The organism is Lutibacter profundi (genome assembly GCF_001543325.1).
GTDB classification, from domain to species: domain Bacteria; phylum Bacteroidota; class Bacteroidia; order Flavobacteriales; family Flavobacteriaceae; genus Lutibacter; species Lutibacter profundi.
In genome coordinates this window covers 34,678-60,504 of sequence record NZ_CP013355.1, presented here as the reverse complement: position 1 = coordinate 60,504, position 25,827 = coordinate 34,678, and the positions used below count along the sequence as shown (strand labels likewise).

Here is a 25,827-nt window from a genome sequence, read left to right as displayed (position 1 = left end):
GTGCTGAGAATCAAAAAAAGAAGCTCGCTTCTTTTTGAAACTCACATGTGGCTGTATATGTTTTAGTTAATTTTTTTAATACCAACATAATACAAGTCGAACCCGCCTAATCCTCCCGGTCTATTAGATGAGAAAATCATAATATCATTACTAAAGTCCCATTGCTCTCTAACAATAGGGCGAAACTCGTCATATTGAGTGTTTATTTTATCTCCAAAATTTATAGGGAGTGACCATTCTCCATTATCATAAATTGAATAATACAAATCGTACCCCCCGTAACCACCATCTCTATTAGAAGTAAAAACCATAAAATCACCAAGTATAAATGGGCACTTATCATCAAAAGAAGATGATAATATTGTTGATTTTAGAGATGCGGAATTGGTATTATTTAATATTTCAAGAACACCTTTTGTATTATCAGTTTCATTTGAATAAATATTATAGGTGCCTTCTCTATTTGATGTGAAAAATAATTTTGAGTTATCTTTATTAAAAGTAGGGTAAGCATCATCAAATTCAGAGTTCATAAAATCTACTCCTTTTGGTAAAACATATGCTTCTCTATCAAGATTATGTGTGTACATGATATCTTGATTTCCAGAACTTCCGCTTGAATACAAGAAAATATAGGATTCATATCGTCCATTAATATTTGTTCCTCCTTGTTTCCTTCCTTTTGGAATTAAATATGGGCCAAATTCATTAGATGTTGTGTTTATTATATTTAATGCAATAGTTAAATTACTATTTTCAATAACAACATTTAAATTCCCATTTGTATTATTAAAAACATTTAGAATTCCACTTGTTTTGGAAAAATCAATTGACATAAGTTTATATATAATATCATAATTATTTCCATTACTTCTTCTATTAGAAGAAAAACAAAAAGGGAAGGTTTCTCCTAAACTTGGCGCAGTGGAATTATAATCATCATATTGGGTGTTAAAATCGGTTAAATTAGTAGGGGTTTCAGGGAATTCTCCTATAAAATATTTATAGCCAGAATTAGGCTTATTGTAATCATCAAGAATACACGAATAGATTAAAAATACAAACAAACAAACAAACAAACAAACAAACAAACAAACTAAATATAGATATCTGTTTAATTAGTGTTCTTGTTTTCATACCTTAATTTTTTAATAAAGCACAACTCCTTATATAATACTATTACAACCTATAATTACTTTGAACAAATGATTATAACTGTATTTAAAAAGTTATTGAGATTCAATTTATTTTAATGCTAATTTAATAAAAAAAGAGATGTAATTTATAGGGTTTCTTAATTTAGAATGGTTATTGAAATGATAGAATTATAGTTCCTTAGCACTCCGTGCTGAGAATCAAAAAAAATAATTACGGCACTTCATTTCAAAAAAAGAAGCGAGCTTCATTTTGAAACTCAATTTAATTGTATGTTTTACAATTTACAACTAAAACAGGATTATAGCTCCTTAGCACTCCGTGCTGAGAATCAAAAAAAATAATTACGGCACTTCATTTCAAAAAAAGAAGCGAGCTTCATTTTGAAACTCAATTTAATTGTATGTTTTACAATTTACAACTAAAACAGGATTATAGCTCCTTAGCACTCCGTGCTGAGAATCAAAAAAAATAATTACGGCACTTCATTTCAAAAAAAGAAGCGAGCTTCATTTTGAAACTCGCTTGTAATTAAATCTTTTTTTTGATTCATTCGTGATCGCGACAGGATTCGAACCTGTGACCGTCTGCTTAGAAGGCAGATGCTCTATCCAGCTGAGCTACGCGACCATTATTTTTACTTTGTCGGGGTGGCAGGATTCGAACCTGCGACCTCCTCGTCCCAAACGAGGCGCGATGACCGGGCTACGCTACACCCCGAAAAATAAAAAAGCGGAGAGACAGGGATTCGAACCCTGGCGACAGTTACCCGTCGACAGATTAGCAATCTGCTCCATTACCACTCTGGCACCTCTCCTAAAAATATGTATCTGAACTTATTTTTGCGAGTGCAAATGTAACATTAGAAATGCATTTACACAACATTTTTCACTCTTTTTATTAGAAAAATAGACTTATTTATTCTGGATAGTCAATTCTTAAATGGTATATATTTTTCAACTTCTTTTTTAAAACCTTCTTAATAGTCTGCAATTCTTTAAAAGTAATATCTGCATTCATAAATTGCCCATCTTCTAACTGCTTGCTAACTATTTTTTCAACTAAATTATCTAACATTTGAGCCGTAGGCTCTTTTAAACTTCGTGAAGCCGCTTCTACAGCATCACACATCATTAATATGGCAGTTTCTTTAGAAAAAGGTATTGGACCTGGATATTGAAAATAAGTACTATCTACTTCTCCTCCATTTAGTTCTTCTTCTTTTTTGTAAAAATAATAGACTAGTGAAGTTCCGTGGTGTGTTCTAATAAAATCTATAATTCTATCTGGTATATGATTCTTTTTTGCTAATTCTACCCCTTTAATTACATGGTTAATTATAATATGCGCACTATCTTTTGGGGTAAGTTCATTATGCGGATTTACATTCGTTGATTGATTTTCAGTAAAATACATTGGATTATCCATTTTTCCTATATCATGATACAAAGCTCCTGTTCGAACTAGTACCGAATTTGCATTAATTTCATTTGCCGAAGCTTCTGCTAAATTAGCCACTTGCAAAGAATGTTGAAAAGTTCCTGGAGCTTTTTCAGCCAATTGCCTCAATAACTTTGAATTGGTGTCAGATAATTCTTTCAAAGACTCATCTGAAACCAAGCCAAACATTTTTTCAAATATATATATTAGTGGTAATACAAATAATGTTGCTCCTCCATTTAAAGCAAAATATATGAATTTTTCCCAATTTAAATTTTGTGCATTTCCCTCTTGGATAATAGAAAATGCAAAATAGGCAACAAAATATACAAACGTAATTTGTAGCACTGAGATAAATAGATTTGCTCTTTTATGAAGCTCAGAAATAGTTAAAATGGTAACAATTCCGGCAATTATTTGGAGAAAAATAAATTCAAAACTATTGGGCACAATAAAACCTAAAAGCAATACTGTTAGCACATGAGAAAACAAGCCTAATCTCGCATCAAAAAAGGCTTTTAAAACCAAGGGTAATATTACAATTGGTGCTACATAAATATATTTAGCATCGTACTTTACAATAAGTGTTATAAGCAACACAATTAAAATAATATTAAAAAATATAAATGTTACTTTATTGTTATTATCAAAAATTTCAACTCTATATTTTTTTAAGAAAAGTAGTAGCATTAAAAATGCCAGAGCAACCAATATGGTGTATCCAAAAACAATCCAATTGTAATTTGATTTGCTCCAAACTTGCGATTCAAACTCACTTTTAATTGAATTTAATATGGCTAATTTTTCACCTTCAACAATATCGCCTTTAAAAATAATTCGTTCTTTCTCTGAAACTAATCCTTTTGTATATGAAATTTTACTTAAATTATCTTGAAGCATTTTATTCGTAAAACTTTCATCAAAAATTACATTTGGTTTTAACTCTTGATAAAGAATATTTAAAATTTCATTTTCTTCCTCTGTGTATGGCTGAATTCCAATTTTAGAGTTTAAAAACCCTGAAATTTGAGATGATTTAAAAAGTTTATTAAATTTGATATTCTGTATTGTATTACCTTTTCTTAAGGCAATATCTAAATTTTCATCAATTATATTATTTGTATCTTCTAAATAACCATATTCATAAATTTTATTTACAATTGATTGCACCTTTTGAATAAGATTGTTTTTATCTACTTCTGATAATTTTGAATTAGCCAAAACACTATTAACACTGGTAAAAATAGTTTTTTTTACATTTGAAACAATTTCTTCATTATATGCGTAAAATTGTTTAGAAGTTTTCTTTATTTGTGCTTTTTCTTTATCAATTTCTTCTTTAGATTTTTTTATTGCAAAATCAAATGGTGCATAATAATTTTCGTACTGCCAAGGTTTTCCTTTTTGGAATTCATATTTAAATTGGCCACCTTTTGGAAATAAATACACAACCAAAACTACGGTAACTATGTATAAGAATAGCTTATATATTAACGAATGATTTACTAATAATTTATTTATAATTTTTTTCACGAAGTTTGCATTTGCCTTTCAAAAATAACAATTATTATGTTATATGCATTTGCAATTTGATTTATTTTTTAAGATATCTTCCAATCTATCGGGTGTATTCTTTTTAATCCAGTCTCTATAGTTGGTGTACCCTATTTTTTTATGAATTTGATTTATCTTATCTAAAATTCCTTCAATTACTGATTTTGGCTGAACATGGCGCTTTGAAATTTCACCAACTATAGCGTTTAAATTGTTATTAACCTCACTTTTAATTTCATTATTCATATTTGTTAACCATTTTTCTAATGCATCTTCTGTTAAATGTTCATCAATAATCAATGTTGTTATTTGTTTTCCATGTTGTTTAGATTCTTGAATATTACCACGCCCTGTTACTGCATTACCAACGGCAAAAACATTTTCAAAACCTACCACTTGATAATTTGCATTTTTACGCATTTTCAATGAAGAATGTTCATATTCTAAGCCTTCCAATTGTTCAGGAATGCTACCAATAGAAGAAATTAATATAGCTGTTTTTAACTCAAAATAACTATTTTCTTTAGGTTTAATTTTACCGTTTTCAACAATAACTTTTTGAAAAATAACACTCGTTAACTTATCCTCTTTTTCCCTAAAATCAACTGGAATACTTAGGGGAATAAAATTAAATACGTATTTCTCTGCATATTTATTTAATAATTTTTCAGAAACTAATTTGGCTGCTTTTATACTTTCTTCAGAATCATCTTTTGGTAATTTCAAAGGCATATCTTTTGCCGTTCTTCTGTAAACCAATGTTGCTTTTTTTAAATCTAGCTCCTCAAAACTTATAGCATGTTCTTCTAAAAACTTTTTAATCCCCTGTTTTTCCAGGGTAAACAAATCAATATCAATACCTTTTTTTAAAAATAATTGTTTTTTAACAAGTTCAATCATAACTATTTTAACAACATCTAGTGACGCCAAACCACCTCCTACTATCACCGTATTTTCTTTAATAAAATAATTCTTTCCCATATAATCATGTTCATGCTTATGGTTGAACCAATTGATAAAAGAATTTTGATAAATTAGTTCTTTATCTTTAAATTTTTCAATTGCTGGAATTGGGAATTTTCTATCTTTCCAAGCTCCGTTGGCTAAAATAATAGCTGAAAATCCCCAATTGTTAATTAAATCTAAAAAATTTATATCTCTTCCTATTTTTGTTTTGGGTACAAAACGAATGTTTGGATGATCTAGTTTTGCATCAATCTCACTTATTTGCCTATTTCTAAGGTTAATATGCCAATTAGGTAACCCATCTTCAATTTTACCATAGGGAAGCTTATTCATATCAAAAACAACTACTTTAAAGCCCTTCTCTGCTAATAAATATGCAGCTTCTGAGCCTGAAATTGAACCTCCTATAACTGCAATATAATGTTTATTAAAAGCTTCTTTTACATTCATTTTTCTCTGATTTTGAATAACTCATGCAAATTATAAAACAATTACTTTTACAATGTAATATTTGTCACACATAATAAACTCTCATTTATTGCTTAAAAATTAGTTTAAAATTAACTAAATTCGCAATTGAATAAATCCAAATAAAAAAATGAAAGAAGTTGTAATTGTATCTGTTGCAAGAACTCCAATTGGAAGTTTTTTAGGTAGCTTGTCTACTATTTCTGCTACAAAACTTGGAGCCATTGCTATAAAAGGAGCTTTAAATAAAATAAATTTAAATCCTGAATTAATTGATGAAGTTTTTATGGGAAATGTTGTTTCTGCAGGTTTAGGGCAGGCGCCGGCTAGGCAAGCAGCAATTTTTGCAGGAATACCAAATACTGTTCCTTGTACAACTGTTAACAAAGTTTGTGCTTCTGGAATGAAAGCTATTATGTTTGCTGCTCAAGCTATAAAATCTGGTGATGCTGAAATAATTGTTGCAGGAGGAATGGAAAGTATGAGTAATATACCTCATTATATTGCTGGAAGAAAAGCTACTAAACTTGGAAACATAACGGCTACAGATGGCTTGCTTGTTGATGGCTTAACAAATGTTTACGATCAAAAACATATGGGAACCTGCGGTGATTTATGTGCAAATGAATATAACTTTACAAGAGAAGATCAAGATAATTTTGCTATTGAATCATATAACAGATCTGCCAAAGCGTGGGAAAATGATAATTTTTCTAATGAAATTGTGCCAGTAGAAATTCCGCAAAGAAGAGGCGAACCAATTATTTTTTCTGAAGATGAAGAATACAAAAACGTAAAAATGGATAAAATTCCAACATTGCGACCTGTTTTCAGTAAAGAAGGTACCGTAACTGCAGCCAACGCTTCAACACTTAATGACGGAGCTGCGGCATTGGTTATTATGAGTGCTGATAAAGCCAAAGAGTTAAAATTAAAACCTATTGCCAAAATTTTAGGCTATGCCGATGCAGCTCATGAACCAGAGTGGTTTACAACAGCTCCAGCTAAGGCATTACCAAAAGCCCTGAACAAAGCAGGTATTTCCCAAAGTGATGTTGATTATTTTGAGTTTAATGAAGCTTTTTCTGTTGTTGGTTTGGCAAATATGAAAATTTTAGGATTAGACTCCAATAAAGTAAACGTAAATGGTGGTGCTGTTTCATTAGGTCATCCTCTCGGCATGTCTGGAGCAAGAATTGTAATTGCATTAACTTCCATATTAGCACAAAATAATGCAAAAATAGGTGCTGCAGCAATTTGTAATGGAGGTGGCGGCGCAAGTGCATTAATTATTGAAAGATTATAACTTTTATATGCATCACGGTATTTGTAATTTAAGTATTGTTCCTCTTAGAATAGAGCCTAATAACAGTAGTGAAATGATTTCTCAACTACTATTTGGTGAATATTTTAAAATATTAGAAATACGCAAACAATGGAGTAAAATAAGAATTGCACACGACAATTATGAAGGTTGGGTTGATAACAAACAATATGAAGAAATAACAAGAGAAATATTTGATAAATTAGAAAACTCAACACCTATTTTAGCAGCTGAATTGATAGATTTTGCAACTGATAAAGAACAAAATTTTATAACAGTTCCAATAGGATCTAGCTTACCCTTTTATAACAATCAAAACCTTACTATAAATACAAGAATTTTTCAATACGAAGGATCTATAATTTCTCAAAAATTACCTAAAGAATTAATTATTGAAACCGCCTTTAAATATTTAAACGCTCCTTATTTATGGGGAGGGAAAACACCCTTTGGGATTGATTGTTCAGGATTTACACAAATGGTATATAAACTTTGTGGATATAAATTATTACGTGACGCATCACAACAGGCTAGCCAAGGTGAAGTTTTAAGTTTTATTGAAGAGAGTGAGCCTGGTGATTTGGCTTTTTTTGATAATAATGAAGGTATTATTACGCATGTAGGCATAATTATGCCTGATAATTATATTATTCATGCATATGGCAAAGTTAGAGTTGACAGATTAGACCACAGTGGTATTTTTAATATTAATTCACACAAGCACACGCATAAACTACGAGTTATCAAAAAAATTATATAAAAAAAGCTCACAAATGTGAGCTTTTTTTATGTCTAATTATTATCTAAATTATCCTTTTAATTCTTCGTAAACTGCTCTAAGTTCTTCAAGTTTATCCATCATTTCTAGGTTTTCATATAATCCCATTAGTGTTTGAACAGTACTAATACTAGAACTATTTAATTCATAGGCTTTTTCATAATAAGGTAATGCTCTTTTGTAAATTTCAAGTTGTTCAGCTTGTAATTTATCATATTTATTAAAATCTGATAAACTTTTATTCATTTCTTCAATAATAGGGTTTACTTTATCAATAATTGCAGCTCCAATATTATTATAAGCATCTGCATAATCAGGTTTTAATTCAATTGCCTTCTCAAAATATTTTATAGCTTCATCAATCTTTTTTTGCTCCATATTCATAACACCCACATTGTAATATAACGTTGGGTCTGTTGGGTTTAAAGTAATTGCTTTTTCTAAATGTTTTTTAAATTCATCATTATTACCTAATTTATAATAAACATTAGCTTCATCAATTAACAAAGAATAACTTTTAGGAAATTCTTTTCTTCCTTCAGCTAATATTTCTAAAGCTTTATCATTTTTACCTAAAGCCGCATAATTTTGAGCTAAATTTTTAAATAAAAATTCACGTCTAGATGGTTTTGCTTCAATTCTTGGATTTTCAACAAGTCCAAGTTTCACTTGTAAATCCATTGCTTTTTTATCATTAAAAATAATATCTTTACCGTCTTCTTTATTTGTAGCTTTATAAATTGTTGCAATTCCTGTGTAGTTTAAATCTAATAATTTTTCATAAGCTTTGATTGAATTATCATAGTCTTTTCCTAAATAATAAACTAAGGCTGCATTATCTAAAAAGGTTGTATCTCTTGGACTTAATGCAAAAACTTGATGAAATTTATTAGCTGCATTCACAAAATCTTTTGCTTCTTTTGTTTGTACAGCTTTTTTGTAACTAGTTGATGCTTTATTAGCAATATCACTTATCAGTTTATTTAACAACTCTCCAACCTCTTTAGAATATTTAGGCTTGGTTTTGTTTTCAAAATTAATTAATTGATTAAATGCATCACCAACTTTTTGAATATCAGCTTTATCTGATCCATTTTGATACAATGCTTTACCTTTCAAATAATAAAATTTAGCTTTTGTTTTTTGATCTGCAGCTTCTATTAAACCTTCCGCTTGTTTTATAGCAGCCATTGCCGCAGTAAAATCACCAGATTTAATTGCCTTTTCAGCAGTTTTAAGTTCACTTTTTTGTCCGAATGCTATCATGCTAATGAATAAAGCTGATAGAATTAATAATTGTTTCTTCATTTTAATTGATTTACTCTTGATTTATTTATTCTTCATTATTATTTTCTTCATTACTATTTTCAATTTCCGTGCCATTTTCTGTATCTACTATTTCTTCTTCATCTTCATGTAATACTTTTGCAACTGCAGCTATAGAATCATTATTTTTAATATTTATTAATTTAACACCTTGTGTTGCACGTCCCATAACCCGCAAATCAGCTACAGCCATTCTAATAGTGATTCCAGATTTATTAATAATCATTAAATCATCTTCATTCGTTACACTCTTAATAGCCACTAAATTACCCGTTTTTTCTGTAACATTTATTGTTTTTACACCTTTACCTCCACGGTTTGTAATTCTATAATCTTCTAAACTAGATCTTTTTCCATAGCCATTTTCAGAAACCACCAAAATATCACTTTCTTGATCATTTACAGCAATCATACCTACAACTTCATCATTTTTGTTTGCTATAGTAATTCCCCTAACACCTGAGGCATTCCTTCCCATTGGTCGTGTTTTACTTTCTTCAAATCGGATGGCTTTACCAGATTTTAAACCAATCATAATTTGGCTATCACCCGTAGTTAATTTCGCTTCTAAAAGTTCATCTCCTTCTTTAATGGTAATTGCATTAATACCATTTGTTCTAGGACGAGAATATTGCTCTAATGACGTTTTTTTAACTTGACCTTTTTTAGTAGCCATTATAATATAATGACTGTTAACATACTCTTCGTTTTTTAAATCTTCTGTCACCAAAAATGCCTTAACTACATCATCCTGCTCAATATTAATTAAGTTTTGAATAGCTCTTCCTTTGGATGTTTTACCTCCTTCTGGAATTTCATAAACACGCATCCAAAATACCTTTCCTTTTTGAGTAAAGAACAGCATATATTGATGATTTGTACCTACAAACAAATGTTCTAAGAAATCCTCCGTTCTTGTTGAAACACCTTTTTGGCCTCTTCCTCCTCTATTTTGAACCTTATATTCATCTAAATTTGTACGTTTTACATAACCTGCATGTGAAATTGTAACTACAACTTTAGAGTTAGGTATCATATCTTCAATAGACAAATCTCCACCTGCATATTCAATCACAGATCTTCTGTCATCACCATATTTATCTCTAACTGCAATTAACTCATCTTTAATAATTTCATAACGTCTAACTTCATTACTCAATATCTCTTTTAAATCTATAATGAGCTTCATTATACCTTCATATTCAGCACGCAGCTTATCTTGTTCTAAGCCTGTTAGTTGACGCAATCGCATTTCAACAATTGCTTTTGCTTGAATTTCAGACAATTCAAAACGCGCTATTAATTTTTCTCTTGCCTCGTCTGCATTTGAACAAGCTCTAATTATTTTTATTACCTCATCAATATTGTCACTAGCAATAATTAATCCTTCTAAAATATGTGCTCTAGCCTCCGCTTTTTTAAGTTCAAACTGTGTTCTTCTAACAACTACTTCATGCCTGTGTTCAACAAAATAATGAATTAATTGTTTTAAGTTTAATTGCTCAGGACGTCCATTAACCAATGCAATATTATTTACACTGAAAGAAGTTTGTAAACTTGTATATTTATATAATTTATTTAAAACTATATTTGGTATTGCGTCACGTTTTAAAATATAAACAATTCGCATACCATTCCTATCTGATTCATCCCGAATATTCGCTATACCTTCTAATTTTTTATCATTTACTAATTCAGCAGTTTTTTTAATCATATCTGCTTTATTAACTTGATACGGAATTTCAGTTACAATAATGCATTCTCGCCCTTGTACTTCTTCTATAATAGCTTTTGCTCTTATAACAATTCTACCTCTTCCTGTTTCAAATGCATCTTTTACGCCTTCATATCCATAAATAATACCGCCTGTTGGAAAATCAGGAGCTTTAATATGTTGCATTAACTCAGAGATTTCTATATCTCTATTTTCAATATAAGCCAATGTACCATTTATAACTTCAGTTAAATTATGAGGTGCCATATTGGTAGCCATACCTACAGCTATTCCAGATGCTCCATTAACTAGTAAGTTAGGAATTCTAGTTGGTAAAACGGTTGGCTCATTTAAGGTATCATCAAAGTTTAATTTATGATCAACAGTATCTTTGTCTATATCAGAAAGCATATCTTCTGATATTTTTCGCATACGAACCTCTGTATAACGCATTGCTGCCGGGCTGTCGCCATCAACTGAACCAAAATTTCCTTGTCCATCAACCATCATATAACGCACACTCCACTCTTGAGCCATACGCACCATAGAATCATAAACGGATGTATCACCATGTGGGTGATACTTTCCCAATACTTCCCCAACAATTCTTGCTGATTTTTTATATGATCCAGTTGCTTTTATTCCTAATTCATGCATCCCAAACAAAACCCTTCTATGTACTGGTTTTAAACCATCTCGTACATCGGGTAGTGCTCTTGAAACAATTACTGACATTGAATAATCAATGTAAGCAGATTTCATTTCATCTTCAATGTTAATTGGTATTAATTTTTCACCGTCTGCCATAAATTTTTGATTTTATTTTAGTGTTTAAATTTTAACAAAGCAATATACAATTTTTAACATTTTTACAACTTATTTCTACTCTTGTTTTTGTAATATTTATCAACAATAAAAGGTTGAAAAAATACGCTTTAAAAGGTTGATTTTCAGCAATTTTTAATCATAAAAAACAACTATTTAAATAAAATAAATAAAACTGGTAGCCTTTTTGTTTAAAAAAAAGAAAAAAATCAGTTAATTTTACCGTATAAACAGAAAACTATGGACGATAATTTCTCACCAAAAGTTAAAGATGTAATAACCTACAGCAAAGAAGAAGCTATACGATTAGGCCATGATTTTATTGGCACTGAACATTTAATGTTAGGCTTATTAAGAAAGGGTGATGGTAAGGCAATTGAAATTTTAAATTCACTAGAAATTAATCTTGAGCACTTGCGAAAAAAAATTGAAGTGCTAAGCCCTGCCAACTTTTCAATAGATTTATCTAAAGAAAAGAAAAGTATACACCTAACACGTCAAGCTGAAAAAGCGCTAAAAACTACTTTTTTAGAAGCCAAACTATATCAAAATGATGCTGTAAATACAGCACATTTATTATTGTGCATCTTACGCAATGAAAATGATCCAACCACAAAGTTATTGCATAATTTTGGAGTTAGTTATAATGATGCAAAAACCGTTTTTAAACAATTATTTTCTGATCAAGAATTAGATTTACCGAAAGCTGAAAATACTTCTGATGATGATTTTGACACACCAAAACAAAACCCTTTTGAACAATCTAAGAGTAATAAACCTTCTGATAAAAAATCTAAAACACCTGTTTTAGATAACTTTGGACGTGATTTAACACGTTTAGCCGAAGAAGGAAAGTTAGATCCAGTTGTAGGTAGAAAAAAAGAAATTGAACGTGTTTCTCAAATTTTGAGTCGTAGAAAAAAGAATAACCCAATGTTAATTGGTGAACCGGGCGTAGGTAAATCAGCCATTGCAGAAGGTTTAGCACTCCGAATAATTGAACGTAAAGTATCCCGTATTTTATTCAACAAACGAATTGTATCACTAGATTTAGCTAGCTTGGTTGCTGGCACAAAATACAGAGGTCAGTTTGAAGAACGTATGAAAGCGTTAATGAATGAATTAGAGAAAAATGATGACATTATATTGTTTATTGATGAAATTCACACCATAGTTGGTGCTGGAGGTGCAACAGGCTCTTTAGACGCTTCAAATATGTTAAAACCTGCTTTAGCTCGTGGGGAAATTCAATGTATTGGTGCTACTACTTTAGATGAGTTTAGAACTAATATTGAAAAAGATGGTGCTTTAGAGCGTAGATTTCAAAAAATAATTGTGGAACCTACTTCAGTTGATGAAACCATTCAAATTTTACAAAATATTAAAAATAAATATGAAGAACATCACAATGTTGATTATACAGATGAGGCTATTGTAGCCTGTGTAAAATTAACCAATAGGTATATGACAGATCGATTTTTGCCAGATAAAGCTATTGATGCTATGGATGAAGCAGGCTCTCGTATTCATATTACCAACATTGTGGTTCCAAAAGAAGTATTGAACTTAGAAGCTCAATTAGAAAAAGTTAAAGAAGATAAATCTGCTGCTGTAAACGGACAAAAATATGAAGAAGCAGCTCGCTTACGTGATGATGAAAAACGTATTGAAAATTTATTACTTACTGAACAAATAAAATGGGAAGAAGCTTCAAAATTAAATCGAGAAGTTGTTACCCAAGACAATGTAGCCGAAGTAGTTTCAATGATGACGGGAATTCCTGTAAATAGAGTTGCTGAAGCGGAAAGTAAAAGATTACATGATTTACCAAAACTTATTAAAGGCAAAGTTATTGGTCAAAACGAAGCTGTATCTAAGGTTGTAAAAGCAATTCAGAGAAACAGAGTTGGACTTAAGGATCCAAACAAACCAATTGGGTCATTTATATTTTTAGGACAAACAGGAGTTGGTAAAACACAACTTGCAAAGGTACTTGCTACTGAATTATTTGATAGTGAAGATGCTTTGGTAAGAATTGATATGAGTGAATATATGGAAAAATTTGCTATCTCTCGTTTAATTGGAGCACCTCCAGGTTATGTAGGCTATGAAGAGGGTGGACAATTAACTGAAAAAATTAGACGTAAACCTTATGCAGTTGTTTTATTAGATGAAATTGAAAAAGCACATCCAGATGTTTTTAATATGTTACTGCAAATATTAGATGATGGTTTTATTACTGATAGCCTTGGAAGAAGAATTGATTTTAGAAATACCATTATAATTATGACTTCTAACATTGGTTCTAGGCAGTTAAAAGATTTTGGTGCTGGTGTTGGATTTGGAACAGCAGCAAAAGCTTCACAAGCCAATGCTCATGCAAAAAGTGTTATTGAAAATGCACTAAAAAAATCATTTGCTCCAGAATTTTTAAATAGAATTGATGATGTAGTTGTTTTTAATGCTTTAGAACGTGAAGATATCCACTCTATTATTGATATTGAATTAAGTAAACTAATTGAGCGGATTGAAGATATAGGGTATAACCTACAATTAACAGAAGAGGCAAAAGATTACATTGCTGATAAAGGTTTTGACAAACAATACGGTGCTAGACCTTTAAAACGTGCAATTCAAAAATATATTGAAGATACTTTGGCTGAAGAAATTGTAAATTCAAAATTAAATGAAGGAGATTCTATTTTTATGGATTTAGATAAAGAGAAGAATGAACTGACTATTAAAATTAGTAAAGGCAAAAAAAAAGTTGAGTAATACTCAACTTTTTTTTGAAAATAACAATTAAATTTAATACTAACTACATGAAAATTAAATCAATTTTAACAATTACACTAGCAATTATTATATCTAATTTTAGTTATGCTCAAGAAAAAACAGCAACAACTCAACAAATTTTTACAAAATCATTAGAGCAAGCAACACATGAAAACAAAAATGTATTTATTATATTTCGCGCTTCTTGGTGTAGTAACTGTAAAAAAATGGATGCTTCAATGAATGCTGCTTCAACAAAAAAACTATTTAACGAAAATTACGTAATAAAACACTTGGTTGTTCTTGAATCTAAAAATAAAAAACATTTAGAAAACGCTGGTTCTGAAGATTTTTTAAAAAAATATGGAGGTGACAAACAAGGAGTGCCTTTTTGGTTAATTTTTGATAGTAATGGAAATTTACTAGCTGATTCTAAAATGGTTGAAAATGAATTTGTTTTAAAAGAAAAAGGAAGAAATATTGGTTGTCCTGCCGCTGATAATGAAGTTGAAGCATTTATTTACAAACTTAAAGAAACCTCCAATTTAAGTGATATAGAACTGGCTATCATTGCTAAACAATTTAAACTAAATAACCCTAATTAGTTTTAAAAGAACATAAACCTTTTACAAAACCCAATCCGTAGCCTGTAAATTGAATAAGTGTTGTGAAAATACTTAATACAGCTACGGATATTTTTTTATTTTTAATAAATGAATCTACTAGTATTAAAAAAAAATAAGCACTAAATAACCCTAAAAATAGTTTAATGCCTAACAAAAAACTAATGATTGAAAATAAAAAAAGCACTATAAATACCGTTGGAAACCAATAAGTAATTTTGGCTGTTTTTGGATATTTTTTATTTAAAAAAGGTCTTGCCTTTCCAAAGGCAAATGTTTGCTTAAAAAACTGCTGAAACGTAGTTCTTCTTTTATGATATACAAATGCTTTTTCTATAAATTGTGTTTTAAAATTATTTTGCCACAGCCTAAAGGTTAAATCAATATCCTCACCTATTTTCATATCACTAAAACCTTTTGTTTTATCAAATGCCTTTTTTGAAATTCCAAAATTAAAACTACGAGGCTGAAATTTATCTACAGATTTTTTACTTCCTCTAATCCCTCCAGTAGTTATAAAGGATGTCATACTGTAATTAATTGCCTTTTGAATAATTGTAAAAGAGTGGTGAGCTGCATCAGCCCCACCATAAGCATCAGTATAATTTTTATCTAAAGTATCAGCTACTTCTTTTAAATAATGAGGTGGAATAATACAGTCTGAATCAAAGATTATAAAATAGTTCCCTATTGCTTTTTGCATTCCAAAATTTCTACTTGCTCCAGCTCCGCTATTGTTTTTAAAAAAATAATTAATGTTTAATATCTTCTTATATTTCAATATAATTTTATCAGACTTTTCTGTTGATCCATCTTCAACAATAATAACTTCAAAATTCTTTGCGTATGTTTGCCTTGTTAAACTAGCCAATAGCTCGTCAATTTCTTGCGGTCTGTTATATACAGGAATAATTATAGAAAATTGCAACTCCAAATGTAACTTATTTTACAATGTCAAAGTTAAGGTATTTTAAGGTATTCAAACTTGGGTATTTTTAATTATTTTTAACCCTCTACAAACAAAATCCTATTTAATCTACTAAAATAGGATTTTGCTCTTTTATAAATATAAGTATTCTTAAACTTATTTTTCTACATCATTAAACCCTTCAAGTTTATACAATTCTAAATCTTTAACATTAAAATTAGTTATATAATTGAATTTTTCACTGTTTTCAGATTGAATCAAATTAATATATAACACAGCCGATTTGTTGAATTTTTCATCTCGTTGGCTATTTATAACCAACAAATATCCCATTAAAATATTACCTGCCATTTCTACCAAGCGCCTTGAGTGAAAATCTAGTAATTCTGTATTATTTATTTCAATAATATTTTTAGAAATCGCTTCATAATCTTCAGTCATTTTTTGAAGTTTTTTCTTTACTAAAATATTTTCTTCGGAAACACTATTTTCATACACTCTAATTTGCTCCAAAAAAACATGTGTTGTTACACCTTTTATAGCTGCAACCGCTTGTAATTGTGAAGTTCCTTCATAAATAGATGTAATTCTTGCATCGCGATAAATACGCTCAATTGGAAAGTCTTTCATAAAACCAGTACCTCCATGTATTTGTAATGAATCGTAGGCAATTCTGTTACATGTTTCACTTGCCATCAGTTTTATAAGTGGCGTAAATACACTTGCTAGTTTTGAATATGCTTTCATTTCCATTCTTTCTTCCTTTTCTAGTTTTCTCCCCTTCATAACTTCCTCGTACACTTTAAAAATATCAACAAAGCTTGTTGTTTCATATAATAAAGATCGCAAAGCATCAATTCTAACCTTCATATTGGTTATCATTTCATAAACAGCTGGAAACCTCACAATTACCTTTCCAAATTGCGTTCTTTCTTCAGCATATTTTAGTGCTTCTCTATAAGCAGCATCAGCAATACCAACAGATTGTGCTCCTACACCCAAACGAGCTGAATTCATAAGTGCCATTACGTATTTAATCAATCCAAATCTTTCTTTACCCACCAATTCAGCAGGTGCATCTTTAAAAACCAACTCACAAGTTGGAGAACCTTTAATTCCAAGTTTTTTTTCAAGGTGCCTTACTTCAACCGCATGGTTATTACGATCGTAAATAAACATGGATAAGCCTCTAGCATCTGTCGTGTTTTCTTCTGATCTTGCCAATACCAATGAAATATCGGCATCACCGTTAGTAATAAATCTTTTAACACCGTTAAGAATCCATGTGTTTTTTTCTTTATTAAAGGTTGCTCTAAGTTTTACTGATTGCAAATCTGATCCAGCGTCAGGTTCTGTTAATACCATTGCTGCTGTAGCTCCATCTCTATTAAATCTTGGTAAATATTTTTCTTTTTGTTCTTCAGAACCAAATTCATAAATTGTTTCAGCACAATCTTGTAATCCCCAAATATTTGCAAACCCTGCATCAGCTCTTGCAACCATCTCAGCAGCCATAACATAAGGAAGTAGAGGGAAATTTAAACCTCCATATTTTCTAGGCAAAGCCATCCCTATAAGTCCCGCTTTATACAATGCTTGATAATTTTCAGTAGTTCCTTTGGCATAAATTACTTCTCCATTTTCTATATGAGGCCCCTCAATATCAACAGATTCTGCATTTTTTGCAATTGTACTTGCACAAATTTCACCTACAATATCTAATATTTTATTATAAGAATCAACAGCATCGTTATGATTTAACGGAGCAAAATCATACTCTTCAGATTCACTAAAATTCTTTTCTTTTAACTTTACAATTTTTTGAACTAAAGGATGTTCTAAATGGAATTTAAAATCCGGAGTATCTTTAAAAAAATTATCCATTATATACTTTTTTATGTTTTAAGTTTTACTAAAACTCATTTATTATAATTGCTATTATTTAGCATTTTTCTTATAGAATTTAATCATTTTGGGAATTACTTCGGCTAAATCTCCATTAATTACATAATCTGCTAATTTATTTATAGGAGCTTCAGCATCATTATTAATTGAAATAATTAATGATGAATCTTGCATTCCTGCTGTATGTTGAATAGCTCCTGAAATTCCTGCAGCAATATATAATTTTGGGCGTACAGTAGTACCTGTTTGTCCAATTTGACGATCGTGATCTATAAAACCTGCATCAACTGCTGCTCTTGAACCTCCAACTTCACCCCCTAATAAATCAGCTAAATCTTGTAAAAGCTGAAAATTTTCTTTCGATCCTACACCATAACCTCCTGCTACAATAATAGGTGCATCTTTTATATTTACATCAGATTCTTCAATATGACGTTCAATAATTTTAACCACAAAATCTTCTTCTTTGATAATTTTATTTACATCAATATTTACAACTTCTGTAACATAATTTTTATCGAAAATTTCTTTTTTCATTACACCTTCTCTTACTGTTGCCATTTGCGGGTGCATATCCCAATTGATAATATTTGCCATAATACTTCCTCCAAAGGCTGGGCGAATTGCATATAATAAATTTTTATATTCTTTTTTCTCTTTTTTTACAAAATGGTCTCCAATATCTAAAACTGTACAATCAGCTGTTAATCCACAATTAACGGCTGATGCAATTCTTGGTGCCAAATCTCTTCCTACTGAGGTAGCTCCAAACAACACAATTTGAGGGTCTTCTTTTTTTAATACTTCCGTTGCCAATGCAGCGTGAGGTAAAGTTCTATAGGGTTCTAATCTTGTATCATCACCTACAAATAGTTTGTCTACACCATAAGGAGCGATTTGATTTTCAATATTTTTCAACTCTTTTCCAAAAATCATTGCCTCTAATGAACAATCTAATTTTTGGGCTAAACGTTTTCCTGCTGATAATAATTCTTGACTTATGTCTGCTACTTTTTGATTTTCAACTTCACAATAGACTAATACACTTTTCATATATTTAATTTTAAAGTTTTAACACTACCCTATAGTGTGATGTTCAATTAATTCTTTAATCATCAGCTCAATATCAATATCAGAATTACTTAATATTTTAGCTTCGTTAGATGTTAATACAATATTTTCAATACTTTTAACTTTGGTAGGAGAACCTGTTAATCCTATTTTATTTAAATCGGCGTCAATATCTTCAACACTCCATTCAGGAATGGTTAAATAAGGTCTTTTTTTATGTAATGATAACATTAATTCATCGGCTGATCTCAATTCTGTTTTGGTTCTGGCATATTTATATTTCATTACATTTTTTGCTTGTTTAGATCTACAATCTGGAGAAGAACCGTGCACTGTCATTAAACAAGGAAATGGAGAGGATACAATTTCAACACCTTTTTCTAATCTTCTTTTGGCAATAATTTCAGTCTCTTTAATTTCCACAATCTCCTCAACATAAGTTATTTGTGGAATTTTTAATTTATCTGCACATTGTGGTCCTACCTGTGCTGTATCTCCATCAATAGCTTGCCTACCTCCAAGTATCAAATCAAAAGGAGCTAATTTTTGTAAGCCTTTTACAAGTGTATAACTTGTTGCTAAAGTATCAGCACCTCCAAATCTTCTATCAGAAATCATAATACCATCATCAACACCCCTATAATAACCTTCTCTAATAATATCTGCGGCTCTTTGTGGCCCCATTGTTAGAATTGTCACTTTTGTACCAGGGATCCTGTCTTTTATGCTTAAAGCCAATTCCAAAGCATGTAAATCATCTGGGTTAAATATGGTTGAAAGTTTACCTCTGTTAACAGTACCATCAGGCTTCATTGCATCTGGACCAACGTGCCTAGTATCTGGAACCTGCTTAGCTAGTACTACAATTTTAAGTGGTTTCATAGTAGAATATTAAATTATTTTTTTAAGCTTCCCAAAAATAAAGTAATTAATTCAAGTATAAAATGACAATACTCATACTTCTTTTATTATCCATGTTATTTATTAACTTTCATATAAGAGCATAAAAAAAAGCGATGATTTTGAAATCATCGCTTTTTAAAATTCTAACTATTTTATTATTATTTTTTATCTTTCTTTTTAGGTTCATCAATAGTTTCTTCTTTATAATTTTCCATAAAACTATCCATAATAGCAGTACTTACACCCATATTTGAAAATCCTCCATCATGAAATAAGTTTTGTAAAGTTACTTTTTTGGTAAGATCTGAGAATAAACTAATTGTATAATCTGCACATTCTAACGCAGTAGCATTTCCTAATGGTGACATTTTTTCAGCGTAAGCTATAAAGCCATCAAACCCTTTTACTCCATTTCCTGCTGTAGTTGGTGTAGGTGATTGAGAAATTGTATTTACTCTAACTTTTTTATCACGGCCAAAGAAGTATCCAAAACTACGTGCTACAGATTCTAAGTACGCCTTATTATCTGCCATATCATTATAGTCTGGAAATACACGTTGTGCAGCCATATAAGTTAATGCTACAATACTTCCCCATTCATTCATTGCATCTTTTTTGTACAATACACTCATTAATCTATGAAAAGAAAGTGCAGAAACGTCCCAACCTGTTTTTGTGAAATTATAATCTTGATGGGTGTAGTGATTTCCTCTTCGCACATTAACAGACATACCTATTGAATGTAAAACAAAATCTATTTTCCCTCCTAATTCTTCAACTGCTTTATCAACCAATTCTTCTAAATCCATCATTGATGTTGCATCTGCTGGTATTACTATTGAACCTGTTTTTTCTGCTAATTCAGAAATGGTTCCAAGTCGTAACGCTACTGGTGCATTTGTTAACACAAATTTAGCTCCTTCCTCATGTGCTCTTTCCGCAACTTTCCAAGCAATTGACTTTGAATCTAAAGCCCCAAAAATAATTCCCTTTTTCCCTTTAAGTAAGTTATACATAATTGTATTTTGTTATTGATTTATTTTAATTGGCTGCAAATATAGTAAATTCTTAATTTAACAGCTGCTTGGCATGTTCAATAGCTGTTTTCGAAATATTTTTACCTCCTAACATTTCAGCAATTTCATTAATACGTTCGTTCTCTGATAATTCACTAAGTTTTGTTGTAATGTTATTTTCAATATCTTTTTTATATACTTTGTAATGCTGCTGACCTTTTGCTGCAATTTGAGGTAAGTGTGTTATTGCAATCACTTGCATATTATTACTCATTTGTAGCATAATTTCAGCCATTTTTTGAGAAATATCTCCAGAAACTCCTGTATCTATTTCATCAAAAATAATGGTTGGCAGTTTTGAATATTCTGAAAGAATGGATTTTACGGCAAGCATTATTCGCGATAATTCACCTCCAGAAGCAATCTTTTTTAGTTCTCCAAAACTATTTCCTTTGTTTGCAGAAATTAAAAATTGCAATTCATCTTTTCCATTTTCAAAATAGTGATTTGTGTGCAATAAATTAAATTGAACTCGTGTATTTTCCATTCCTAAATTAACAAGTATATTTTCTAATTTTGAGATAAAAATGGGTATTGACTTTGCTCTTTGCTTATATATTGACTGTGCCAATGTGTTAATTTTAGCTGCAATATTATTTACTTTTTTTTCTTTGTTTGAAATTATTGAAGTAGAATTCTTTACATCAGTTATTTTTAAAGAGAGTTCTTCTTGAATTGCTAATAGTTCAGAAATAGTTGTTACAGCGTGTTTTTTTGTAAATCATATATTAACTGTAATCTTTCATTTAATTTTACTAATTCAGATGCGTCAAAATTTAATGTCTCTGTTGCTTTTTCTACTTCACTAGCAATATCATCAAATTCAATTTTAAGGCTTAAAATTCTATTGTAAAGCTCTTTATATTCATCTGAATATAGAGAAATCTTATTTAAATTAGTGGTTATAGAGTTTAACAAAACTTTCAAACCAATTTCATCATTAAAAGCAATAGATTGTGCCTCTAACAAATTTAATTTAACATCTTCTATATTATTTAGTTTATCAAGCGTTTTTTCAATTATACTTTGTTCATTTTCAAATAAATTAGCATTTTTTAATTCTTCAAATAAATACAAATTATACTCGTACTGTTCTTTTGCTAAGTTTTGATTTTTTTTAAGTTCATCTAACTCCTTTACAAGTTCATTATACAATCTCAATCCTCTTTTATAAGATTCAATTTTTGCTGAGTTATTCGCAAGTGCATCAATAATTTCAAACTGAAAACTAACATTCGACAATTGCTGTGTTTGATGTTGTGAGTGTACATCAATTAACTTTTCACTTAACGTTTGTAGAACCTGTAACGTAACTGGCGTGTCATTTATAAATGCTCTTGATTTACCATTGGGTAAAATTTCTCTCCTAACAATTGTTTCTTCTTCAAAGTCTAATTTATTTTCTTCGAAAAAAGAATTTAATTGATAATTCAAAATAGAAAACTCAGCTTCAATTATACATTTTTTTTGCGTATTTTTTAGGGTAGACAAATCTGCTCTTTTTCCTAACGCCAATCCAAGAGCACCTAATAAAATAGACTTTCCTGCTCCTGTTTCTCCGGTTATAATTGACAATCTATCTTTAAAATTGACAGATAAATTATCAATTAAAGCATAATTTTTTATAGAAAGATTTGTAAGCATTTCTGTATTTTATTTTAAGAAATTACTTTATTTCATTCCATTTAGTGGCGTTCAATGGTGAAATTTTAAGTAAGTCTTCTTTCAATTTAAAAGTATCAAACCTTGGGCCATCTGAAAAGATACTGGCAATTTCAGTAGCTTTAGAATCCATAAAAATACGTAATAAAAATGCATTTGGACGACTATCAAAAATTGTTTTTAAATTTTCTATTGAATTCGCAATTATTTGTTTGGCCTTTTTTTATCACTGCTCATTATATCTAAGCCTTTTAAATGATATTGGTACATAGAATTTCGAAATAAGCTATATGTTGGAGACAAAATATTATCTATAAGTGTAAATCGCGTTCCTGTTCCATCATTCTGATTCCAACCTGTATATCCACTTTGCTGTGCCTGTACAAGCACATCTTGAGCTTTTGTAAAGTATGGTGTTCCTCCACTTAAAGAAAATGTATCAGCATCAAAACCTAAAATTGTGTAAACGTAAAAGGTTACAATTGATATTAGGTTAGATTCATAAATATTTTCGTTAAATACCAAAGGTTCAAATTCTGTGTATTGAAATGAAAAATTATTATCTTTAAAATTAAATACAGGTGTTAAATAGGAAGAATTATATACAGGGCGAGATGATTGTATTTGAATATTCCCTTTAAAATTACTTCCTGTTTGTTCTAAAAGTGTTAGCGTTAAGTTACAATCTATACGTTCTTGTGGCTTATAGTTAAAATTGGTCCAACGTTTTTGATTTACTAATTCGCTTAATGCTCTTTGCATTGTTGTAAAAACCTGTTTATTTGAACCTGGAATTTTATCAGAATTAACTGTTATAGAACAGTTTAATTCTTGAGCTTTTAGTTGTGTTACTGTTAAAAGAATAAGTATTATTTGAAATATATTACGCATAAATTTTATTCATAATTTCATTAAATATATCTTCGGCCACCATAGCTTTAGATTTTAGACTAAATTCTGAAATTTTTTCGGATTTATCAATAATAGTTATTTTATTTGTTTCGTTTTTAAATCCTGCTCCTTTATCTTGTAATGAATTTAACACTATTAAATCTAAATTCTTTTTATTTAATTTGGCAATAGCATTTTCAATTTCATTATCTGTCTCCAAAGCAAAACCAACTAAAAACTGATTTTTTTTAATTTCACCTAATGAAGCTAGAATATCTTTAGTTTTTACCAATTCAATATTCATTGTATTGGTAGATTTTTTAATTTTAGTCAATGATACATTCTTCGGTCTGTAATCGGCAACTGCAGCAGAAAGTATTGCTATATCAATATCCTTAAAATATGTATGTACTTCAGTGTACATTTCTTGTGCACTTACAACATCAATTCTTTGAATTAATGAATGTGACACCTTTTCATTTGATGGGCCTGAAATTAAATAAACTTGCGCTCCTAAACTAGCCGCTTTTTTAGCCAGTGCAAACCCCATTTTACCTGATGAATGATTTCCAATAAAACGAACTGGGTCTATTGCTTCATAGGTTGGTCCGGCAGTAATTAAAACTTTTTTAGAATACAGTGGTAATCCTTTAATAATATCATTTTCAATAAAAGATACTATTTTTTCAGGTTCTTCCATACGTCCCTCTCCAATTAAGCCACTCGCTAATTCTCCACTTGAAGGTGGTATAAAAATATTGCCAAAACTTTGTAATTTTTCAATACTTTTTTTTGTAGTAGGGTGCTGATACATATCTAAATCCATCGCTGGGGCAAAATACACTTTACATTTAGCTGATAAATAAACTGCTAAAAGTAAATTATCACAAACACCATTTGACATTTTAGAAAGTGTATTTGCTGTTGCTGGTGCAACAAGCATATAATTAGCCCAAAGACCTAAATCTACATGGCTATTCCATTCTTCAGTTTCTTCTTCTCCTTTTTCAAAAAAGGTAGTGTATACTGGATTTTTTGAGAGTGTTGAAAGTGTTAACGGTGTTACAAAATCTTTAGAAGCAGGTGTCATCACAACTTTAACGCTTGCTCCTTCCTTGATAAAAAGTCGTACTAAATTGGCTGTTTTATAAGCAGCAATACCGGCGGTAACGCCTAAGAGTATGTTTTTACCGCTTAAAATTGACATCTATTCTTGTGTTTCCTCTGGTTTTCTATAATAAATTTTATCTTCTAACCATTCTTCAATTGCAATTGCAGTTGCTTTTGGTAATTTTTCATAAAATTTTGAAACTTCAATTTGTTCTTTGTTTTCAAAAACTTCATCTAAACTATCAGTATAAGTAGCAAATTCTTCTAATTTTTCAATTAATTCACTTCTTAAATCACCGTTAATTTGTTCAGCTCTTTTTGCTAAAATTGTAATAGCTTCATAAATATTCCCTGTTGGAGCTTCAATTTTATTTTTGTCGTAAGTTACAGTAGTTGTGGCTGCTTTTGAGTTTTTATAATCCATTAGTTTGTGTTTTTAATGCTGTTAAAGAATTTAATTCTTTGGTTAGGTTTGTAAGTAATCCTTCGGTTTCTTTTAAATATTCAGAGTTTGGAAAACTTCGTTTAAATCTTTCATGTATTTTGATAGCATTCGTTGTTCTCTCTTCTTTTTTTGTAATATAACTATTTATAGCCAATTCATAGGCCGATTTAAATTTAAAATATAGTGCTTCTTCTTTATAGGAAGTTCCTAAATAATCAGAAAGTAAATTATCAAATGCAACTATTGCTGCTATATAATCTTCAGTATGATAATATTGTTTTGCTATTTCAAATGATTTCTTTTCTAATTTGTGTGTTAATTCTTTAATATATTTATTAGCATTTGCTATGTTCGCTGAATTTGGAAACTTAAATATAAAATTTTGAAGCGCTGTAATTGCTTCATAAGTATCTTTTTGGTCTAAACTAAATATTGGTGAAGCTAAATAATGGCTATGTGCTGACAAATATGCGGCCTCCTCAATTTTTGAACTTTTAGGATAGTTTTTTTCAAATTTATCAAAATAATAGGCTGCTAAACTGTATTGTTTTGTATTGTAATGTGCTTGTGCAACCATATATTGAATACGTTCCATTTGAGGTTTACCCCTGTAATTCGGTGTAATTTTCTCAAATAATTGTATGGCTTTTCCAAATTTTTGTTCTTCATACATTTTGGTAGCCATTTGATATTGTTTTTCAACAGTACCTTTATTCAATACTTTTTGGTATTCACTACAAGATGAAAAACCTAAAGCAATTAACAAAATGAAAATATAAATTTTATTTTTTTGCATTTGGCAAAATTAGTTATTTAAAATGGATTATTAAAATGATTTTTTTACTTCAATAAACAACAAAAATAACTTGCTTTTACTATAAATATTGC

The 25,827-nt window shown here is 29.9% G+C and carries 19 protein-coding genes, 3 tRNA genes and 1 pseudogene; 4 read left to right on the top strand and 19 right to left on the bottom strand.

The genetic code is table 11. The features are described from left to right. Nucleotides 1–62 precede the first annotated feature (62 nt). The 6 genes from Lupro_RS00285 to Lupro_RS00260 all read right to left on the bottom strand — a co-directional run bounded on the left by Lupro_RS00285 (nt 63) and on the right by Lupro_RS00260 (nt 5,565). Entirely contained in the window at nt 63–1,067 is a 1,005-nt protein-coding gene (locus Lupro_RS00285) for a TolB-like translocation protein (protein ID WP_068205509.1), read from the bottom strand. 644 nt (nt 1,068–1,711) lie between these two features. Then, nucleotides 1,712–1,785 (bottom strand) — tRNA-Arg (locus Lupro_RS00280). Nucleotides 1,786–1,800: 15 nt separating this feature from the next. Then, nucleotides 1,801–1,875: transfer RNA gene (locus tag Lupro_RS00275), tRNA-Pro, on the bottom strand. Nucleotides 1,876–1,888: 13 nt separating this feature from the next. Further along, a tRNA-Ser gene (locus tag Lupro_RS00270) sits at nt 1,889–1,972 on the bottom strand. A gap of 101 nt (nt 1,973–2,073) precedes the next feature. Continuing rightward, nucleotides 2,074–4,128: an HD family phosphohydrolase gene (locus Lupro_RS00265; protein WP_068205508.1), complete on the bottom strand. Its 2,055-nt coding sequence runs from the start codon at nt 4,126–4,128 to the stop codon at nt 2,074–2,076. A gap of 39 nt (nt 4,129–4,167) precedes the next feature. Continuing rightward, nucleotides 4,168–5,565 carry an FAD-dependent oxidoreductase gene (locus Lupro_RS00260; protein WP_068205507.1) on the bottom strand — a complete coding sequence of 466 codons (1,398 nt, stop codon included), beginning with the start codon at nt 5,563–5,565 and terminating at the stop codon, nt 4,168–4,170. A gap of 148 nt (nt 5,566–5,713) precedes the next feature. On the opposite strand from Lupro_RS00260, the gene Lupro_RS00255 reads away from it, so the two are divergent. Further along, nucleotides 5,714–6,889 (top strand): acetyl-CoA C-acyltransferase, encoded by a 1,176-nt coding sequence (locus tag Lupro_RS00255; protein ID WP_068205506.1) that lies wholly within the window; start codon nt 5,714–5,716, stop codon nt 6,887–6,889. Between the two features lie 7 nt (nt 6,890–6,896). Next, nucleotides 6,897–7,667, top strand: coding sequence for a C40 family peptidase (locus Lupro_RS00250; protein ID WP_068211271.1), 771 nt, complete (start codon nt 6,897–6,899; stop codon nt 7,665–7,667). A 48-nt stretch (nt 7,668–7,715) separates the two neighbouring features. Here Lupro_RS00250 and Lupro_RS00245 read toward each other — a convergent pair whose 3' ends face one another. After that, complete coding sequence (locus Lupro_RS00245) at nt 7,716–8,993, bottom strand: tetratricopeptide repeat protein (RefSeq protein ID WP_082703829.1); 1,278 nt, start codon at nt 8,991–8,993, stop codon at nt 7,716–7,718. A gap of 25 nt (nt 8,994–9,018) precedes the next feature. After that, nucleotides 9,019–11,532, bottom strand: a complete 2,514-nt coding sequence (gene gyrA, locus Lupro_RS00240; RefSeq protein WP_068205504.1) for a DNA gyrase subunit A — start codon at nt 11,530–11,532, stop codon at nt 9,019–9,021. 258 nt (nt 11,533–11,790) lie between these two features. Here gyrA and Lupro_RS00235 point away from each other — a divergent pair, with 258 nt between their 5' ends. Both Lupro_RS00235 and Lupro_RS00230 read left to right on the top strand, forming a co-directional pair. Beyond that, nucleotides 11,791–14,325 (top strand): ATP-dependent Clp protease ATP-binding subunit, encoded by a 2,535-nt coding sequence (locus tag Lupro_RS00235; RefSeq protein ID WP_068205503.1) that lies wholly within the window; start codon nt 11,791–11,793, stop codon nt 14,323–14,325. Nucleotides 14,326–14,372: 47 nt separating this feature from the next. Continuing rightward, entirely contained in the window at nt 14,373–14,930 is a 558-nt protein-coding gene (locus tag Lupro_RS00230; RefSeq protein WP_068205502.1) for a thioredoxin family protein, read from the top strand. On the opposite strand, the gene Lupro_RS00225 is transcribed toward Lupro_RS00230, so the two are convergent. The 11 genes and pseudogenes from Lupro_RS00225 to Lupro_RS00180 all read right to left on the bottom strand — a co-directional run bounded on the left by Lupro_RS00225 (nt 14,923) and on the right by Lupro_RS00180 (nt 25,735). Then, nucleotides 14,923–15,882 (bottom strand): glycosyltransferase family 2 protein, encoded by a 960-nt coding sequence (locus Lupro_RS00225; RefSeq protein WP_068205501.1) that lies wholly within the window; start codon nt 15,880–15,882, stop codon nt 14,923–14,925. The genes Lupro_RS00230 and Lupro_RS00225 overlap by 8 nt on opposite strands. A 150-nt stretch (nt 15,883–16,032) precedes the next feature. Continuing rightward, nucleotides 16,033–17,760, bottom strand: a complete 1,728-nt coding sequence (locus tag Lupro_RS00220) for an acyl-CoA dehydrogenase family protein (protein ID WP_068205500.1) — start codon at nt 17,758–17,760, stop codon at nt 16,033–16,035. Between the two features lie 54 nt (nt 17,761–17,814). Beyond that, nucleotides 17,815–18,834 carry an electron transfer flavoprotein subunit alpha/FixB family protein gene (locus tag Lupro_RS00215; protein ID WP_068205499.1) on the bottom strand — a complete coding sequence of 340 codons (1,020 nt, stop codon included), beginning with the start codon at nt 18,832–18,834 and terminating at the stop codon, nt 17,815–17,817. Nucleotides 18,835–18,858: 24 nt separating this feature from the next. Next, nucleotides 18,859–19,734, bottom strand: coding sequence for an electron transfer flavoprotein subunit beta/FixA family protein (locus tag Lupro_RS00210; protein WP_068205498.1), 876 nt, complete (start codon nt 19,732–19,734; stop codon nt 18,859–18,861). Between the two features lie 179 nt (nt 19,735–19,913). Then, nucleotides 19,914–20,774, bottom strand: coding sequence for an enoyl-ACP reductase FabI (locus tag Lupro_RS00205; RefSeq protein WP_068205497.1), 861 nt, complete (start codon nt 20,772–20,774; stop codon nt 19,914–19,916). A gap of 49 nt (nt 20,775–20,823) precedes the next feature. Next, nucleotides 20,824–21,402 carry a DNA repair protein RecN gene (locus tag Lupro_RS13890; RefSeq protein ID WP_335339119.1) on the bottom strand — a complete coding sequence of 193 codons (579 nt, stop codon included), beginning with the start codon at nt 21,400–21,402 and terminating at the stop codon, nt 20,824–20,826. Nucleotides 21,403–21,530: 128 nt separating this feature from the next. Then, a complete protein-coding gene (locus Lupro_RS13885; RefSeq protein WP_335339118.1) occupies nt 21,531–22,475 on the bottom strand; it encodes an AAA family ATPase in 945 nt (314 codons plus the stop codon). 22 nt (nt 22,476–22,497) lie between these two features. Then, a pseudogene (porD, locus tag Lupro_RS00195) lies at nt 22,498–23,384 on the bottom strand (type IX secretion system protein PorD). Beyond that, the gene (gene coaBC / locus Lupro_RS00190; protein ID WP_068205496.1) at nt 23,377–24,591 is read right to left on the bottom strand and encodes a bifunctional phosphopantothenoylcysteine decarboxylase/phosphopantothenate--cysteine ligase CoaBC; all 1,215 of its coding nucleotides are present in this window, start codon (nt 24,589–24,591) and stop codon (nt 23,377–23,379) included. The pseudogene porD and the gene coaBC overlap by 8 nt, the downstream one beginning before the upstream one ends. Next, nucleotides 24,592–24,918: a DNA-directed RNA polymerase subunit omega gene (locus Lupro_RS00185; RefSeq protein ID WP_068205495.1), complete on the bottom strand. Its 327-nt coding sequence runs from the start codon at nt 24,916–24,918 to the stop codon at nt 24,592–24,594. Further along, on the bottom strand, nt 24,908–25,735 hold the full coding sequence (locus Lupro_RS00180; protein ID WP_068205494.1) for an outer membrane protein assembly factor BamD: 828 nt from the start codon (nt 25,733–25,735) through the stop codon (nt 24,908–24,910). Before Lupro_RS00180 ends, Lupro_RS00185 begins: the two co-directional genes overlap by 11 nt. Nucleotides 25,736–25,827 lie beyond the last annotated feature (92 nt).